Raw genomic sequence first — 15,840 nt, forward strand, 5'->3', positions numbered from 1 at the left:
AAGCCGGATCGCCAACCGAAATAAGCGCCCTTCGACCCTTCTGCCGCGGCACTATGCCGCAGCAGACACCGCCTGCTTCAGACGGCTCAGTGAGCTTCGTCCCAGTTATTGCCCACGCCAACCTCAACCAGCAGCGGCACATCAAGCTTCGCGGCATCGGCCATGTGGGAGCGAATCTCCTCGCGAACCTGATCGACCAGGTCTTCACGCACCTCAAGCACCAGTTCATCGTGCACCTGCAGGATGACTTTGGCGTCCAGGCCCGATGAGGTCAGCCAATTATCCACAGCCACCATGGCTTTCTTGATGATGTCCGCCGCCGTGCCTTGCATCGGCGCATTGATTGCCGTGCGTTCGGCGCCTTTGCGCAGGGCCGGGTTTTTCGCGTTGATTTCCGGCAAGTACAGACGACGACCGAAGAGGGTCTCGACGAAACCTTGCTCGGCCGCCTGGGCGCGGGTGCGCTCCATGTACTCCAGGACGCCTGGATAGCGAGCGAAATAGCGGTCGATGTACGCCTGGGACTGTTTGCGATCGACGCCGATCTGCTTGGCCAGGCCAAACGCGCTCATGCCATAGATCAAACCGAAGTTGATCGCCTTGGCGCTACGACGCTGATCAGTGGTGACGTCTGCCAGCTCGACACCGAACACTTCGGCGGCGGTGGCTTTGTGTACGTCCAGGTCATTGCGGAAGGCGTGCAGCAAGCCTTCATCCTTGGCCAGGTGCGCCATGATCCGCAGTTCGATTTGCGAGTAGTCCGCAGCCAGCAGCTTGTAGCCTTTGGGCGCCACGAACGCCTGGCGAATCCGCCGACCTTCGGCGGTGCGGATCGGGATGTTCTGCAGGTTCGGATCGCTGGACGACAAACGCCCCGTCGCCGCGACAGCCTGATGATAAGACGTGTGAATCCGCCCGGTGCGAGGGTTGATCTGCTCCGGCAGGCGGTCGGTGTAAGTGCTTTTCAGTTTGCTCATCGAGCGGTATTGCATCAGCACTTTGGGCAGCGGGTAATCCTGTTCGGCCAGTTCCGCCAGCACCGCTTCGGCGGTAGATGCCTGGCCTTTGGCGGTTTTGCTGAGAATCGGCAAGCCGAGTTTTTCGTACAGGATCACGCCCAGTTGTTTCGGCGAGCCAAGGTTGAATTCTTCGCCAGCGATGGCAAATGCCTCACGCTCCAGCGCGACCATTTTCTCGCCCAGCTCAACGCTCTGGATGCCCAGCAGGTTGGCATCGACCAACGCGCCCTGGCGTTCGATTCGCGCAAGCACCGGCACCAGTGGCATTTCGATGTCGCTCAAGACTTTGCTCAGGCTCGGAATCGCATTGAGCTTTTCCTGCAGGGTTTGATGCAGGCGAAGCGTCACGTCGGCGTCTTCGGCGGCGTACGGTCCGGCCAGTTCCAGGGAAATCTGGTCAAAGGTCAGCTGCTTGGCGCCTTTGCCGGCGATGTCCTGGAAGCTGGTGGTGGTGTGATTCAGGTATTTGAGCGCCAGGCTGTCCATGTCGTGACGGGTCGCGGTGGAATCCAGCACGTAGGATTCGAGCATGGTGTCGAAGGCGATGCCTTGCACGGTGATGCCGCAGCTCTGATCGCCGCCGATGGCGCAGTTGGCCAGGATGTTCATGTCGAACTTGGCGTGCTGGCCGACCTTGAGTTTCTTCGGGTCTTCCAGGATCGGTTTCAGCGCGCGCAGCACGGTGTCACGATCGAGTTGCTCTGGAACGCCCATGTAGGAATGGGTCAGCGGGATGTAGGCCGCTTCGTTGGCCTGTACAGCGAACGACAGGCCGACCAGCTGCGCCTGCTGCGCATCGATGCCGGTGGTTTCGGTATCAAAGGCGATCAGCGTGGCGTCATTGAGTTTTTTAAGCCAGAGGTCGAAATCCGCCTGAGTGAGAATCGTCGTGTACTTGAGTTCGGTCTCGACCGCGGCTTCTTCAGCTACCGGTGCGGTGACTTCCTGGCCGGAGCGCTTGGCGTCGCGCTGGTTTTCTTCGAACCAGCTCTTGAATTCCAGCAGGGTGTAGAGCTCGGCCAGTTTGTCGTGATCCGGCTTGCCCATTTGCAGGTCGTCGAGGCCAATGTCCAGTGGCACGTCGATCTTGATCGTCGCCAGTTGATAGGAGAGGAAGGCCATCTCCCTGTGCTCTTCGAGCTTGGCCGGCAGTGTTTTCGCGCCGCGAATCGGCAGGGTCGGAACGATATCGAGCTGGGCATACAGCTCGGTCAGGCCGCCGTTTACGCCGACCAGCAGGCCGGAAGCGGTCTTGGGGCCGATGCCCGGAACGCCCGGAATGTTGTCGGACGAATCGCCCATCAGTGCCAGATAATCGATGATCTGCTCGGGAACGACGCCGAATTTCTCCTTCACGCCCTCCACGTCCAACGCGCTACCGGTCATGGTGTTGACCAAGGTAATGTGGCCGTCGACCAACTGCGCCATGTCTTTGTCGCCGGTGGAGATGATCACTGGGCGGTCAGCCGCCGCACTGCTGCGGGCCAGGGTGCCGATCACGTCATCGGCCTCGACGCCTTCGACGCACAGCAGCGGGAAGCCCAGAGCGATCACGCTTTGGTGCAGCGGTTCGATCTGCACGCGCATGTCGTCGGGCATGCTCGGGCGGTTGGCCTTGTACTCGGCGAACATTTCGTCCCGGAATGTCCCGCCCTTGGCGTCGAACACCACGGCGAACGGACTGTCCGGGTACTGCTTGCGCAGACTCTTGAGCATGTTCAGCACGCCTTTGACCGCTCCGGTCGGCAGACCTTTGGAAGTGGTCAGCGGTGGCAGGGCGTGAAAGGCGCGGTACAGGTAAGAAGAACCGTCCACCAGGACGAGGGGGGCTTGGCTCATGAGCAGGATCAACCTTTTCGGCGGGTCAGGCGCTAGAATAGCGGGACCGTTGACGACAAAGGGACAAGGTTATCATGCGCACACTAAATCGCCTGTTGCTGGCTGGCTTGTTTGCAATCGCACCATTGGCCGTCATGGCGGCGGACGATGCGCCATCGCCGGAACCGGATGTGACCATCCGCACCGAAGGGGACAAAACGATCCAGGAGTACCGCCAAAATGGTTTCCTGTACGCGATCAAGGTCACTCCGAAGGTCGGAAAGCCTTATTTTCTGGTACGCGCGGACGGGTCGGATGCGAACTTCATCCGCTCGGATCAGCCGGATATGCTGATTCCGTCGTGGAAGATTTTTGAATGGAAGTAGGTTCTTAATTTCAATCGGCGCTGGCTCAATCAGCGGCGCCCGTACTGGCAGCTAAAACATGTCTGTGTTCACCCCGCTGGCTCGGCCCGAGCTGGAAACCTTTCTCGCCCCATACGGGCTCGGCCGCCTGCTTGATTTCCAAGGGATTGCCGCCGGTAGCGAAAACACCAATTTCTTTATCAGTCTGGAACAGGGCGAATTTGTCCTGACCCTGGTTGAGCGCGGTCCGGTTCAGGAAATGCCGTTCTTCATTGAACTGCTGGACGTGTTGCATGAGGCCGACCTTCCGGTGCCTTATGCCTTGCGCACCACCGATGGCGTCGCCTTGCGCGAACTGGCCGGTAAGCCTGCGCTGTTGCAGCCGCGCCTGCCCGGCAAGCACATCAAGATTGCCAACGCACAGCATTGCGCCCAAGTGGGCGAGTTGCTCGCGCACCTGCATCTGGCAACCCAGGCCAACATGATCAAGCGCAAGACCGATCGTGGGCTGGACTGGATGCAGGAAGAGGGCACGCAGTTGTTGTCGCACCTGAATGCCGAGCAGAGTGATTTGCTGCAGCGGGCGCTGGATGAGATCACTCAACAGAAAGAGAAGATCCTGGCGTTGCCCCGGGCCAACATCCACGCGGACCTGTTCCGCGACAACGCGATGTTCGAAGGCACGCACCTGACGGGATTGATCGACTTTTACAATGCTTGCTCGGGGCCGATGCTCTACGACGTGGCGATTGCGCTGAATGACTGGTGTTCGGATGACGACGGGTTGATCGATGGGCCGCGAGCTCGGGCGTTGCTTGGAGCATATGCGGCGTTGCGGCCATTCACCGCTGCCGAGGCGGAGTTGTGGCCAACCATGCTGCGGGTGGCGTGCGTGCGGTTCTGGTTGTCGCGGTTGATTGCCGCAGAGTCTTTCGCCGGGCAGGACGTGTTGATTCACGATCCGATGGAATTTCAGCAGCGGTTGGCACAGCGGCAGAAGGTCAGCACGCCGCTACCTTTCGCCCTCTGAATTGTGACGAGGGAGCTTGCTCCCGCTAGCCTGCGCAGCAGGCCCATCTTGGGGCCGCTTCGCTGCCCGGCGGAAGCAAGCGCCCTCGCCGCAGGGTATCGCAGTGTTACAGCGACTCCAGACACCCCGCCAAATCATTCCCCAATTTCTCCAGCACCTGCTCATAACCTTGAGCAGTTGCCGGCGTGTATCCGCCCAGCGCATCCAGTTCCGCCAGTTTCACCGGCAGGCCAGCCACCAGTGTTTCCGCCAGGCGCGGACGCAATGGCGGTTCACTGAACACACAGGTCTTGCCCACTTCCTGCAACCGCGTGCGCATTGCCGACACATGCTGGGCACCCGGCTGGACTTCGGCGGCGACGCTGAACACACCCGTGTGCTTCAGGCCGTAAGCGTCTTCGAAGTAGTCGAAGGCTTCATGGAACACAAAGTACGGCTTGCCCGCGATACCCGCCAGCCGCGCCTTCAAACGCAGGTCCAGCGCATCCAGGCGCTCATCGAACGCCTTGAGATTGCTTTGATAACGCGCCGCATTGGCCGGATCGGCAGCACTTAAATCAGCGGCCATTTTCGTCGCGATCACCCGAGCATTGACCGGCGACAGCCACAGGTGCGCATCCAGGCTGCCCGGACGGTGATCGTGATCATGCTCATCGGCTTCTTCGGCGTGGGAGTGACTGTCCTCGGCGAAGCGACGCAATTTCAGACCCGGCAGATCCTGCACGGCCACGCTCGGCAACGTACGACCATTCAGCACGCGAGGCAGGAAACCTTCCATGGACGGACCGATCCAGTAAACCAGATCCACCGATTGAACCTTCCGTACGTCGGAAGGGCGCAAGGCATAGTTATGTGGGGAGGCCCCCGGCGGAAGCAGTACCTCGGGGATCGCCACGCCGTCCTGCACCGCAGCGGCAATCAGCTGTAGCGGCTTGATGCTGGTGAGGACCTTGACGTCGGCTTGAGCAGAACCAATCAACAGAAAACTGGCGACAAATGCGACAAAGATAGAAAAAAGTCGGGACACGATGACCACTCGAAGAGGCGAGAACGGGTAACATAATAACGTCTCTCACAAAACTCGTCGCCGCTCATGCCTAAAACACCGATTGCCAGCCGTCCCCACGACCACTCTCATTGCGTTCACAGCGCACTGTCTGAGGCCGATGCCCTGTGCGCACGTCAAGGCCTGCGCCTGACCGCCTTGCGCCGGCGGGTGCTGGAACTGGTGTGGCAAAGCCACAAGCCGCTGGGTGCCTACGACATTCTTGCCGTGCTCAGCGAGCAGGATGGCCGCCGCGCCGCGCCACCGACCGTGTACCGCGCGCTGGATTTCCTGCTGGAAAACGGTCTGGTGCACCGCATCTCCTCGCTGAACGCCTTCGTCGGCTGCAATCACCCGGAACACGCCCACCAGGGCCAGTTCCTGATCTGCCGTGAATGCCACGCCGCCATCGAACTTGAGCAGAAGTCCATCAGCGACGCGATCATCGGCAGCGCCAGGGATGTCGGATTCGTCGTTGAAAGCCAGACCGTTGAAGTGGTCGGCGTCTGTTCGGGTTGCCAGGGGGCTTGATGAGCAACGCGCTGATCCGCCTTGAGCAGGTTGCCGTCACCTTTGCCGGGCAAAACGTGCTGGATAACATCGAACTGAGCGTCGAACCGGGGCAGATCGTTACCCTGATCGGTCCCAACGGTGCAGGCAAAACCACCCTCGTGCGGGCGGTGCTCGGTTTGTTGAAGCCGGACAGCGGCAGTGTGTGGCGCAAGCCGAAACTGCGGGTCGGTTACATGCCGCAAAAACTTCACGTCGATCCGACGCTCCCGTTGTCGGTGCTGCGCTTCTTGCGGCTGGTGCCCGGTGTGGATCGCACGCGTGCGTTGGCGGCACTCAAGGAAGTGGGCGCCGAACAGGTGATCGACAGCCCGGTGCAAAGCGTTTCCGGTGGTGAAATGCAGCGCGTGCTGCTGGCCCGGGCGCTGTTGCGCGAGCCTGAATTGCTAGTGCTGGACGAGCCGGTGCAGGGCGTCGACGTAGCGGGGCAGGCCGAGTTGTACAGCCTGATCACCCGTCTGCGTGATCGTCACGGTTGCGGCGTGTTGATGGTTTCCCACGATTTGCATCTGGTCATGAGTACCACCGATCAAGTGGTCTGCCTCAACCGTCATGTCTGCTGTTCCGGTCATCCCGAGCAGGTCAGCGGCGATCCGGCTTTCGTCGAGTTGTTCGGAAAGAACGCACAAAGCCTGGCGATTTATCACCACCATCACGACCACGCCCATGATCTGCATGGTTCGGTGGTCACCACGGCCCCGACGGCCCAACCCCACGTTCATGGAGATAGCTGCAAGCATGGCTGATTTTCTGCTCTACGCCCTGCTTGCAGGCCTGGCCCTGGCGCTGGTGGCGGGTCCGTTGGGATCTTTCGTGGTCTGGCGGCGCATGGCTTATTTTGGCGACACCCTGTCTCACGCAGCCTTGCTCGGCGTGGCGTTGGGCTTTCTGCTGGATGTCAGCCCGACGGTAGCCGTTACCGTCGGCTGTTTGTTGTTGGCGGTGTTGCTGGTGACCTTGCAACAGCGTCAGCCACTGGCATCCGACACGCTTTTGGGAATTCTCGCACCGAGCACGCTCTCTTTGGGCTTGGTGGTACTAAGCTTCATGCACGAAGTGCGGATCGACCTGATGGCCTATCTGTTCGGCGACTTGCTGGCGATAAGCCCGACCGATCTGGCGTGGATTCTCGGCGGTAGCGCGGCCGTTCTGGCCCTGCTGGTGACGCTGTGGAGGCCTTTGCTGGCGATCACGGTGCATGAAGAGCTGGCCAGGGTGGAAGGTTTGCCGGTGCCGGCGCTGCGCCTGACCCTGATGTTGCTGATCGCCGTGGTGATCGCGGTAGCGATGAAAATCGTCGGTGTGTTGTTGATTACATCGCTGTTGATCATCCCTGCGGCTGCGGCACAACGTCACGCCCGGTCGCCGGAACAGATGGCACTGGGGGCGAGCCTGCTGGGCATGCTCGCGGTGTGTGGCGGGTTGGCATTGTCATGGTTCAAGGACACCCCGGCAGGCCCGTCGATCGTGGTGACGGCCGCCGCGCTGTTTCTGCTGAGTTTTGTCCTGCCCCGTCGAGGGGTGTAGACTTGCTCGTTTTTTGCGCAAATAGAGAGTCGCAGGAATGAAGCTGTTAGCCTCCCGTTATCTGCTCCTTGTTGCATTTTCGCTGCTACTGGGCGCCTGTCAAAGCACGCCACCAGCGGCCACCGAGGTCACTGATGCGCAGGCCACGGCCATCGCACAGCTCGAGCAAAGCCTCGCCAGCAGCGAACTGGCCACTGCTGAAGATCAACTGGCTGCCTTGCAGGCCGGGTCGCCAAACGACCCATCGCTTGTGCAGTACCAACGGCAACTCGCCGAAGCCTATCTGCAACGCAGCCAGATCGTGCTGCAAAAAGGCGATGTGAATGCTGCTGCCACCGCCCTGAGCCGGGCGCGGGCACTGATGCCCAAGGCGCCGGCGCTGACCGGTGGGGTCAACAACGCGATCGTCAATGCGCGCAAGGCAGAGCTCGATAGAGCTGAAGCGGCGCTGCTGGCTGCCGAGGCTAAACCGCAGGCGAAGGTGATTGATCCGACCGCTGAAAGCACCACGGTAGCGCTGAATCTCACCGATATGGGCAAACTTCGTCGGCAACTGGATGCGATCGCGGCCGATGTAGTGAATTACCAGTGCGACGTGAGCATTCAGGCGCCGCGCACGCAGGATTATCCTTGGTTGGCGACGTTGTTGACCAAGCGGGTGAAGAAGCTGGACTCGAATTTCGATCTGAATCTTCAGAAGCAGATCGTGCGCAACATTCCGGCGCAGATTGTCTTGAGTCCGCGTAAACCTTAAAAGCATCGCGAGCAGGCTCGCTCCCACAGTGGATTGAGGTGACCCTATATTTGTGGTGAACCCATAACCCTGTGGCAGCGAGCCTGCTCGCGATAGCGTCCTTGCTATTGATTCACAACCTAAGCCGGAATCGCCTTGGCCTTAGGTTCCCGATCCCAAACCCGATGCTGCCCGATCGCCGCGAAAAACGCTTTGATCAACTTCGCGTCCGTCCCCACGATCAACCCCGCATCAGCTTCCAGTTTCAACATATCCAGCAGTTGCTTGGCCTCGCCTTGCAGCGCGATAGCCTTCAAATGCTTATACGCCTCAAGCACGTAATGCAGCGCCACGCCATCACCGCTCAACGCTTTGATGGATGCCGCGCCACCTGGCACAAAGACCGCATCGAAGGCGATGGATGGCATGCCTTCCATGGAGGCATCCACCGGCAGCGACTTGCCATCGGCCGTTGTCACCGGGGCGGACGTCGGGCCGAGCAACTTGGCGTGCGCGCCTTCAGCTTTCAGCGCTTTCTTCATGGCATCGATTGCAACGCCATCGACACCGTTGGCCGCCAGAATCGCGACTTTTCGGGTTTTGATATCGCCGGGCAACAAATTGGCCTGGCTCAGGGCGGGTGAACGGTCCAGGGATATTTTCGGTACATCGACCGTCCCGGCCTTCGGTGCCGGCAAGCCAAGGTTCTGCGCCACACGCTTGGCCAGTTCCAGGTCGATGTTGGCAAGGATCTCATTCACTTCGCGCGCACGGATAAATTCCCGCTCAACCTTGCCCAGCTCAAAGCTGTAGGCCGCAATGATGTGTTCCTGCTCGTGTTTGCTCATGCTGTGAAAGAACAGTCGCGCTTGAGAAAAGTGATCGCTGAACGACTCGCTGCGCTGGCGGATCTTGTTGGCATCGATGCGCTCTGGATACGTCTCGAAACCACCATCCTGCGCGGCGGGCGGTGTTTCCTTCGGCCAACCACCGTCGATGGAGTTCGGCTCGTAGGACGCGCGACCCTTGTCGATGGTGGTGCGGTGCATCGCATCCCGTTGGCCATTATGGAAGGGGGCGACCGGACGGTTGATCGGGATCTCGTGAAAATTCGGCCCGCCGAGTCGGCTGATTTGCGTATCGGTGTAGGAAAACAACCGACCTTGCAGCAACGGATCGTTGGAGAAATCGATCCCCGGCACGATGTGCCCCGGGCAGAAAGCGACCTGCTCGGTTTCGGCGAAAAAGTTGTCCGGGTTGCGGTTGAGCACCATTTTGCCCAGTGGGGTGATGGGTACGATTTCCTCGGGAATGATTTTGGTCGGGTCGAGAATGTCGAAATCGAAGGCATGTTCGTTTTCCTCCTCGACGACCTGTACGCCCAATTCCCATTCCGGGTAATCGCCCATCTCGATTGATTCCCAGAGATCGCGGCGGTGGTAGTCGGTGTCTTTACCGGCGAGCTTCTGGGCTTCATCCCAGACCAGCGAGCAGGTCCCGGCGGAAGGGCGCCAGTGGAATTTGACGAAGCGTGATTTGCCCTCGGCGTTGATCAGCCGGAATGTGTGCACGCCAAAGCCCTGCATGCTGCGCAGGCTTTTCGGGATCGCCCGGTCGGACATTGCCCACATCACCATGTGCGCTGATTCCGGAACCAGCGAGACAAAGTCCCAGAAGGTGTCGTGCGCCGAACCGCCCGTAGGAATCTCGTTGTGTGGCTCCGGTTTTACCGCGTGAACGAAGTCAGGAAACTTGATCGCGTCCTGTATGAAAAACACCGGCATGTTGTTCCCCACCAAGTCGAAGTTGCCTTCGTCGGTGAAGAACTTCACGGCGAAACCGCGTACATCGCGCACGGTATCGCCTGACCCGCGCGGGCCTTGCACCGTGGAAAATCGTACGAAGACCGGGGTTTTCTTACCCGGGTCCTGTAAGAAACCGGCCTTGGTCAGTACGGAATGGTTTTCATAGGTCTGGAAAAAACCATGAGCCCCAGTGCCCCGGGCATGGACGATGCGCTCCGGGATCCGTTCATGGTCAAAGTGCGTGATCTTTTCACGCATGATGAAATCTTCCAGCAACGATGGCCCGCGGGCGCCGACTTTCAACGTGTTCTGATTGTCCGAAACCTTCACGCCCTGGTTAGTGCGCAGGGCCTGTTCGGTGGCGTCGGAGCGGAATTTTTCCAGGCTGTCGAGCTTGGCATTGGTGTTGCCGCGGTCCAGTGTGTCGGTCCCGGCCATTGCGCTTTTAGGTGCGGCAGGCTTTTTAGTACTCATCAGTCGTTAACTCCTCGTTGCGATTCCTGCCGTAGCCAGGACTCTTATGTATTCCCCAGGCACGGCACCGGGGGGCGTTTTCGAGTTGCCTTATTAGTGACTGATGGGGTTTTTAGCCGTTCCTTTTTTATGACCTTTGATCGCGTTATTGCCAAATGAAAGGTTGAATGCGGAATAAATGCTAATAACCTCTATACGGACAGGCTAAAATGCGCGCCCGGCTAACCGCTGATCCTTTTCTAACGCGCCCCACAAGGTTCGCTACGTGATCGAGTTTCAAAACGTCCATAAAACCTACCGCGTCGCCGGTAAGGATATTCCCGCCCTGCACCCGACCAGTCTGACGATTGAAAACGGTCAGGTCTTCGGCCTGATCGGTCATTCCGGTGCGGGAAAAAGTACTCTGCTGCGTCTGATCAATCGCCTGGAGAACTCCAGTGGCGGCAAGATCATCGTCGACGGCGAAGAAGTCACGGCGCTCGACGCCAACAGCCTGCGACGTTTTCGTCAGCAGGTCGGGATGATTTTCCAGCACTTCAACCTGCTGGCGTCCAAGACCGTTGCCGACAACGTCGCGTTGCCGCTGACCCTTGCGGGCGAATTGTCGCGCAGCGAGATCGACCAGCGTGTGGCCGAGTTGCTGGCGCGGGTTGGCTTGTCCGATCACGCCAAAAAGTACCCGGCGCAGTTGTCCGGCGGCCAAAAGCAGCGCGTCGGGATTGCTCGTGCGCTGGCGACCAAGCCGAAAATCCTGCTGTGCGATGAAGCCACCAGCGCCCTGGACCCGCAGACCACAGCGTCGGTCCTGCAATTGCTGGCCGAGATCAACCGCGAGCTGAAGCTGACCATCGTCCTGATCACCCACGAGATGGATGTGATCCGTCGCGTCTGTGACCAGGTTGCGGTCATGGACGCGGGTGTGATCGTCGAGCAAGGTTCGGTGGCCGAGGTGTTCCTGCATCCCAAGCACCCGACTACCAAGCGTTTCGTGCAGGAAGACGAGCAGATCGACGAAAGCGAACAGCGCGACGATTTTGCTCACGTGCCAGGCCGTATCGTGCGCCTGACCTTCCAGGGCGAAGCGACCTACGCGCCATTGCTGGGGACTGTCGCTCGGGAAACGGGCGTGGACTACAGCATCCTGGCCGGTCGTATCGACCGCATCAAAGACATCCCCTACGGGCAATTGACCCTGGCGGTCACCGGCGGCGACATGGAGGCGGCGTTTGCCCGCTTCACCGCGGCTGATGTCCACATGGAGGTGCTGCGCTGATGGAAGCCCTGACAAGTTTCTTCGCCAATATCGACTGGTTCGAAATCTGGCTGGCCACTGGCGATACCCTGCTGATGCTCGGCGGTTCGCTGTTGTTCACCGTGCTGCTGGGCCTTCCGCTAGGCGTGCTGTTGTTCCTTTGCAGCCCGCGTCAGTTGCTGGAAGCCAAAGGCGTATACGCAATGTTGTCGCTGGTGGTGAACATTCTGCGCTCGCTGCCCTTCATCATTTTGCTGATCGTGATGATTCCGTTCACCGTGTTGATCACCGGCACTTCGCTAGGTGTTGCCGGTGCAATTCCTCCGCTGGTGGTGGGTGCCACGCCGTTCTTCGCACGACTGGTGGAAACCGCCCTGCGTGAGGTGGATCGCGGCATCATCGAAGCGACACAGGCCATGGGCGCGACGACACGTCAGATCATCACCAATGCCTTGCTGCCAGAAGCCCGCCCGGGCATCTTCGCGGCGATTACGGTGACAGCTATTACACTGGTGTCTTACACGGCGATGGCCGGCGTGGTGGGTGCGGGTGGTCTGGGTGACCTGGCGATCCGTTTTGGCTACCAGCGTTTCCAGACCGATGTGATGGTCGTCACCGTGGTATTGCTGCTGGTCCTGGTTCAAGTGTTGCAAACCGTTGGCGATAAGCTGGTCGTACACTTCTCGCGTAAATAAGTCATGAGCCGGCCATTCGCTGGCAGGCGCCATGCGCCTCACAAGGAGTTTGCTGAATGAAAAAACTACTCGTCGCGTTCGCTGCTGTTGCAGCTTTTTCCGCCCACGCCGGCACCCTGACCGTTGCGGCCTCCCCGGTCCCGCACGCAGAAATCCTCGAATTCGTGAAACCGGCCCTGGCCAAGGAAGGCGTGGACCTGAAAGTCAAAGTCTTCACCGACTACATCCAGCCGAACGTGCAAGTGGCCGAGAAACGCCTGGATGCCAACTTCTTCCAGCACCAGCCGTACCTCGATGAGTTCAACAAGGCCAAGGGCACCAACCTGATTTCCGTGGCCGGTGTGCACCTGGAACCCTTGGGCGCTTATTCGAGCAAGTACAAAGCGCTGACCGAACTGCCGGGCGGCGCCAACGTAGTGATCCCTAACGACGCCACCAACGGCGGCCGCGCGCTGTTGCTGCTGGCGAAGGCTGGCCTGATCAAGTTGAAGGATTCGAACAACATTCTGTCGACCGTCAAGGACATCACCGAGAACACCAAGGACCTGAAATTCCGCGAACTGGAAGCCGCGACCCTCCCGCGCGTACTGACCCAGGTCGACCTGGCGCTGATCAACACCAACTACGCGCTGGAAGCCAAGCTTGATCCGGCCAAGGATGCGCTGGTTATCGAAGGCAGCGACTCGCCGTACGTGAACATCCTCGTTGCCCGTCCGGACGACAAGGACAGCGAAGACATGAAGAAGCTGGTTACCGCGCTGCACAGCCCGGAAGTGAAAGCCTTCATTCTCGAGAAGTACAAAGGCGCGGTAGTGCCGGCGTTCTGATCTGAAGCTGTAACGAAAAATGGGGCGCATTCAAATGCGCCCCATTTTTTTATGCCTGAAACACGGACCCTGCAGGAGCCGGGTGTTATTTGCGGTTAAGCATCACCGGCAACTGCGCCACCAACTTGGCGTTGTTCAACGGCGCCCGGATGAACCCGCGCTGCGTCCCGTCCGGCCCGATCACCGCCAGGTTGCCGCTGTGATCAACCGTGTAATTCGGCTTGCTGGTGTCCGCCGGAATGAACGGAATGCTCACCGCGTTGGCCAGCTTCTGAATGTCCTCGACCGAGGCCGCCGTCAGCCCTTGAAACTGCGGGTCGAAGTAACCCAGGTATTGCTTGAGCTGCTTGGGTGTATCGCGGTTCGGATCGACGCTTACCAGGGTGATCTGCAATTTATCCACAGCCTCCGGCGGCAATTCGCTCTTGATCTGGCGCAGCTGGGCGAGGGTGGTCGGGCAGATGTCCGGGCAGAAGGTGTAGCCGAAGAACAGCAACGACCACTTGTCTTTCAACGCATTGACCGCCACCGGTTTGCCGTCCTGATCGGTCATCGTCACGTCCGGCAGGTTGCGGCTTTGCGGCAACAGGATAATCCCGGCGTCGATCAGTGCCGTAGGGTCACCCTGGCCTTTGCCGGACAGCACTTTGTTGATGGTCAGGCCCAGGACCAGCGCGATCAGGGCGACAAGGATGAAGACGGTTTTCTGGGTTCGAGTCATAGGTTCAACAGTAGGTAGTGGTCTACGAGCAGCGCGATAAACAGCAGGAACAAGTACCAGATAGAGTACTTGAACGTGCTGATCGCCGCGTGCGGCCGAGTGCCACGGTACAGCACGACGGCCCATTGCAGGAACCTCGCGCCAAGCCCGACGGCGCAAATCAGGTAGAGGACGCCGCTCATGTGAATCACGTACGGCATCAGGCTGACGGCCAGCAACGCGAAGGTATAAAGCAGGATATGAATTTTCGTGTAGTGCTCGCCATGGGTCACCGGCAGCATCGGAATATCGGCCTTGGCGTATTCCTCTTTGCGATGGATCGCCAGCGCCCAGAAGTGCGGCGGGGTCCAGGCGAAGATGATCAGCACCAGCAACAGCGGTTCGGCACTGACGTGGCCCGTGGCTGCGGTCCAGCCGAGCAGCGGCGGGGCGGCACCGGCCAGGCCGCCGATGACGATGTTCTGTGGCGTCGCGCGTTTGAGGAAACCGGTATAGACCACGGCGTAACCGAGCAGGGAAGCCAGGGTCAGCCACGCCGTCAGTGGATTGGTGAACGCCAGCAACAACGCCTGACCCAGCACCGCCAGCACCAATGCAAATGTCAGCGCAGCCTTCGGTGACACCCGGCCTTCAGCCAAGGGCCGTTTGTGTGTGCGCGCCATCACCGCATCGATCCGCCGGTCCACCACATGATTGACCGCCGCCGCCCCGCCGGCACACAACGCGATCCCCAGATTGCCGAACACCAGCACCGTCCATGGCACCCCGGCGCGGGTCGCGAGGAACATGCCGACCAGCGAGGTGATGAGCATCAGCACCACCACTTTCGGCTTGGTCAGCTCCAGGTAGTCACGCCAGATCGCCTGGCTGTGACGTGCGCCGATCAGAGTCGCCATGGCATCTCTCCTTTTATTGTTATGGGCCCGGCCGAGTGTTTGCGCGGGCTGAAGCGCCAGCGCGTCGGTTGTTTGACCCGAACCAGACTGGTACGGGCGTGGTAATTGACCAGCACCATTGTCAGCAACAGCGCTGCGCCGCCGGCGTTATGCGCGACAGCCACCGGCAGCGGCAGGTGAAACAGCACGTTGCTGATGCCGAGGGTGATCTGTGCGGCGAGAGCAATCAGCACCAGTCCCGCCAGGCGTGTCATGCCGACGACTTTCAGTTGCCACGCCAGACCGAACAGCACCAGCGTCACCAACAGCGCGCCAATGCGGTGAGTCAGGTGAATCGCCGTGCGCGCATCGCTGTCGAGCTGCCCGCCCAGGTAATTGGGGCCGATGTGTTGGGTCAGATGAAAGCCGTTGGCGAAATCAGCGGGCGGCAGCCATTGCCCGTGACAGGTCGGAAAGTCGATGCAAGCCACCGCCGCGTAGTTGGAGCTGACCCAGCCACCGAGGGCGATTTGCAGGATCACCAACAGCAATCCGGCCGTCGCCCAGTACTGCAAACGCCGCGGCACCGTCAGCGCCGGCAGTACGCCGGACAGGCGCAAGGTCAGCAGAAACAACAGGCTCAACGTTGCGAAACCCCCGAGCAAATGCCCGGTCACCACTTGTGGCCAAAGCTTGAGCGTTACCGTCCACATGCCGAACGCCGCTTGGGCGATTACCACTGCCAACAGGAACAATGGCAGCTTCACCGGTTGCCCCGGATGCCGACGATGCACCCAGGCGCGCCCGGCCAGTACCAAAATCAGCAACCCCAGTGTGCCGGCAAAGTAGCGGTGGACCATTTCGTTCCAGCCCTTGTGCGCCTCGACCGGGGCATCGGGAAAATGCAGTTCGGCATGAGCCAGCTGGGCTTCGCTTTTCGGCACGCTGATAAAGCCGTAGCAGCCCGGCCAGTCCGGGCAACCGAGGCCGGCGTGGGTCAGGCGGGTGTAGGCACCGAGCAACACCACGATCAGTGCCAGCAAGGTGGCAAACAGCGCGAGGCGAAATCCAGGTTTGGCCATGA

15 protein-coding genes are annotated in these 15,840 nt (G+C 60.0%); 9 read left to right on the plus strand and 6 right to left on the minus strand.

The window, feature by feature from the left end:
- Positions 1-86: 86 nt before the first annotated feature.
- The gene (gene polA / locus ACM6I5_RS23980) at positions 87-2,858 is read right to left on the minus strand and encodes a DNA polymerase I (protein ID WP_414884835.1); all 2,772 of its coding nucleotides are present in this window, start codon (positions 2,856-2,858) and stop codon (positions 87-89) included.
- 74 nt (positions 2,859-2,932) lie between these two features.
- On the opposite strand from polA, the gene ACM6I5_RS23985 reads away from it, so the two are divergent.
- Together ACM6I5_RS23985 and ACM6I5_RS23990 are read left to right on the plus strand one after the other, a co-directional pair.
- Positions 2,933-3,223 carry a DUF2782 domain-containing protein gene (locus tag ACM6I5_RS23985; protein WP_017341760.1) on the plus strand — a complete coding sequence of 97 codons (291 nt, stop codon included), beginning with the start codon at positions 2,933-2,935 and terminating at the stop codon, positions 3,221-3,223.
- A gap of 58 nt (positions 3,224-3,281) precedes the next feature.
- A complete protein-coding gene (locus tag ACM6I5_RS23990) occupies positions 3,282-4,232 on the plus strand; it encodes a homoserine kinase (RefSeq protein ID WP_017341761.1) in 951 nt (316 codons plus the stop codon).
- A gap of 106 nt (positions 4,233-4,338) precedes the next feature.
- On the opposite strand, the gene ACM6I5_RS23995 is transcribed toward ACM6I5_RS23990, so the two are convergent.
- Positions 4,339-5,259, minus strand: a complete 921-nt coding sequence (locus ACM6I5_RS23995; protein WP_031319205.1) for a zinc ABC transporter substrate-binding protein ZnuA — start codon at positions 5,257-5,259, stop codon at positions 4,339-4,341.
- A 66-nt stretch (positions 5,260-5,325) separates the two neighbouring features.
- On the opposite strand from ACM6I5_RS23995, the gene zur reads away from it, so the two are divergent.
- From zur to ACM6I5_RS24015, 4 genes are read left to right on the plus strand one after another with little or no spacing between them, the layout of a single operon-like run.
- The gene (zur, locus tag ACM6I5_RS24000) at positions 5,326-5,808 is read left to right on the plus strand and encodes a zinc uptake transcriptional repressor Zur (protein ID WP_017341763.1); all 483 of its coding nucleotides are present in this window, start codon (positions 5,326-5,328) and stop codon (positions 5,806-5,808) included.
- On the plus strand, positions 5,808-6,593 hold the full coding sequence (gene znuC, locus ACM6I5_RS24005) for a zinc ABC transporter ATP-binding protein ZnuC (protein ID WP_017341764.1): 786 nt from the start codon (positions 5,808-5,810) through the stop codon (positions 6,591-6,593). The genes zur and znuC overlap by 1 nt, the downstream gene beginning before the upstream one ends.
- Entirely contained in the window at positions 6,586-7,374 is a 789-nt protein-coding gene (znuB, locus tag ACM6I5_RS24010) for a zinc ABC transporter permease subunit ZnuB (protein ID WP_017341765.1), read from the plus strand. The genes znuC and znuB overlap by 8 nt, the downstream gene beginning before the upstream one ends.
- 37 nt (positions 7,375-7,411) lie before the next feature.
- On the plus strand, positions 7,412-8,128 hold the full coding sequence (locus ACM6I5_RS24015) for a PA5502 family lipoprotein (protein WP_017341766.1): 717 nt from the start codon (positions 7,412-7,414) through the stop codon (positions 8,126-8,128).
- A gap of 119 nt (positions 8,129-8,247) precedes the next feature.
- Here the strand turns inward: ACM6I5_RS24015 and katE are convergent, their stop codons facing one another.
- Complete coding sequence (katE, locus tag ACM6I5_RS24020) at positions 8,248-10,386, minus strand: catalase HPII (RefSeq protein WP_414880281.1); 2,139 nt, start codon at positions 10,384-10,386, stop codon at positions 8,248-8,250.
- A gap of 265 nt (positions 10,387-10,651) precedes the next feature.
- Here katE and ACM6I5_RS24025 point away from each other — a divergent pair, with 265 nt between their 5' ends.
- Genes ACM6I5_RS24025 through ACM6I5_RS24035 form a run of 3 tightly spaced genes read left to right on the plus strand, consistent with a single transcriptional unit; the run spans position 10,652 to position 13,160 of the window.
- A complete protein-coding gene (locus ACM6I5_RS24025) occupies positions 10,652-11,659 on the plus strand; it encodes a methionine ABC transporter ATP-binding protein (RefSeq protein WP_017341768.1) in 1,008 nt (335 codons plus the stop codon).
- Positions 11,659-12,333: a methionine ABC transporter permease gene (locus ACM6I5_RS24030; protein WP_008002212.1), complete on the plus strand. Its 675-nt coding sequence runs from the start codon at positions 11,659-11,661 to the stop codon at positions 12,331-12,333. Before ACM6I5_RS24025 ends, ACM6I5_RS24030 begins: the two co-directional genes overlap by 1 nt.
- Positions 12,334-12,389: 56 nt before the next feature.
- Positions 12,390-13,160: a MetQ/NlpA family ABC transporter substrate-binding protein gene (locus ACM6I5_RS24035; protein ID WP_017341769.1), complete on the plus strand. Its 771-nt coding sequence runs from the start codon at positions 12,390-12,392 to the stop codon at positions 13,158-13,160.
- Between the two features lie 85 nt (positions 13,161-13,245).
- On the opposite strand, the gene ACM6I5_RS24040 is transcribed toward ACM6I5_RS24035, so the two are convergent.
- From ACM6I5_RS24040 to ACM6I5_RS24050, 3 genes are read right to left on the minus strand one after another with little or no spacing between them, the layout of a single operon-like run.
- Positions 13,246-13,881: an SCO family protein gene (locus tag ACM6I5_RS24040; RefSeq protein WP_414884836.1), complete on the minus strand. Its 636-nt coding sequence runs from the start codon at positions 13,879-13,881 to the stop codon at positions 13,246-13,248.
- Positions 13,878-14,777, minus strand: a complete 900-nt coding sequence (gene cyoE, locus ACM6I5_RS24045; protein ID WP_017341771.1) for a heme o synthase — start codon at positions 14,775-14,777, stop codon at positions 13,878-13,880. The genes ACM6I5_RS24040 and cyoE overlap by 4 nt, the downstream gene beginning before the upstream one ends.
- Complete coding sequence (locus tag ACM6I5_RS24050) at positions 14,765-15,838, minus strand: COX15/CtaA family protein (RefSeq protein WP_017341772.1); 1,074 nt, start codon at positions 15,836-15,838, stop codon at positions 14,765-14,767. Before ACM6I5_RS24050 ends, cyoE begins: the two co-directional genes overlap by 13 nt.
- Positions 15,839-15,840 lie beyond the last annotated feature (2 nt).

Source organism: Pseudomonas sp. IT-P171 (genome assembly GCF_949767765.1).
Taxonomy (GTDB): Bacteria; Pseudomonadota; Gammaproteobacteria; order Pseudomonadales; family Pseudomonadaceae; genus Aquipseudomonas; species Aquipseudomonas fluorescens_B.

What these genes read in the sequence shown, in the direction of transcription:
- polA (WP_414884835.1), bottom strand. Translation starts at nt 2,858, where the DNA reads ATGAGCCAAGCCCCCCTCGTCCTGGTGGACGGTTCTTCTTACCTGTAC.
- ACM6I5_RS23985 (WP_017341760.1), top strand. Translation starts at nt 2,933, where the DNA reads ATGCGCACACTAAATCGCCTGTTGCTGGCTGGCTTGTTTGCAATCGCA.
- ACM6I5_RS23990 (WP_017341761.1), top strand. Translation starts at nt 3,282, where the DNA reads ATGTCTGTGTTCACCCCGCTGGCTCGGCCCGAGCTGGAAACCTTTCTC.
- zur (WP_017341763.1), top strand. Translation starts at nt 5,326, where the DNA reads ATGCCTAAAACACCGATTGCCAGCCGTCCCCACGACCACTCTCATTGC.
- znuC (WP_017341764.1), top strand. Translation starts at nt 5,808, where the DNA reads ATGAGCAACGCGCTGATCCGCCTTGAGCAGGTTGCCGTCACCTTTGCC.
- znuB (WP_017341765.1), top strand. Translation starts at nt 6,586, where the DNA reads ATGGCTGATTTTCTGCTCTACGCCCTGCTTGCAGGCCTGGCCCTGGCG.
- ACM6I5_RS24015 (WP_017341766.1), top strand. Translation starts at nt 7,412, where the DNA reads ATGAAGCTGTTAGCCTCCCGTTATCTGCTCCTTGTTGCATTTTCGCTG.
- katE (WP_414880281.1), bottom strand. Translation starts at nt 10,386, where the DNA reads ATGAGTACTAAAAAGCCTGCCGCACCTAAAAGCGCAATGGCCGGGACC.
- ACM6I5_RS24030 (WP_008002212.1), top strand. Translation starts at nt 11,659, where the DNA reads ATGGAAGCCCTGACAAGTTTCTTCGCCAATATCGACTGGTTCGAAATC.
- ACM6I5_RS24035 (WP_017341769.1), top strand. Translation starts at nt 12,390, where the DNA reads ATGAAAAAACTACTCGTCGCGTTCGCTGCTGTTGCAGCTTTTTCCGCC.
- ACM6I5_RS24040 (WP_414884836.1), bottom strand. Translation starts at nt 13,881, where the DNA reads ATGACTCGAACCCAGAAAACCGTCTTCATCCTTGTCGCCCTGATCGCG.
- cyoE (WP_017341771.1), bottom strand. Translation starts at nt 14,777, where the DNA reads ATGGCGACTCTGATCGGCGCACGTCACAGCCAGGCGATCTGGCGTGAC.
- ACM6I5_RS24050 (WP_017341772.1), bottom strand. Translation starts at nt 15,838, where the DNA reads ATGGCCAAACCTGGATTTCGCCTCGCGCTGTTTGCCACCTTGCTGGCA.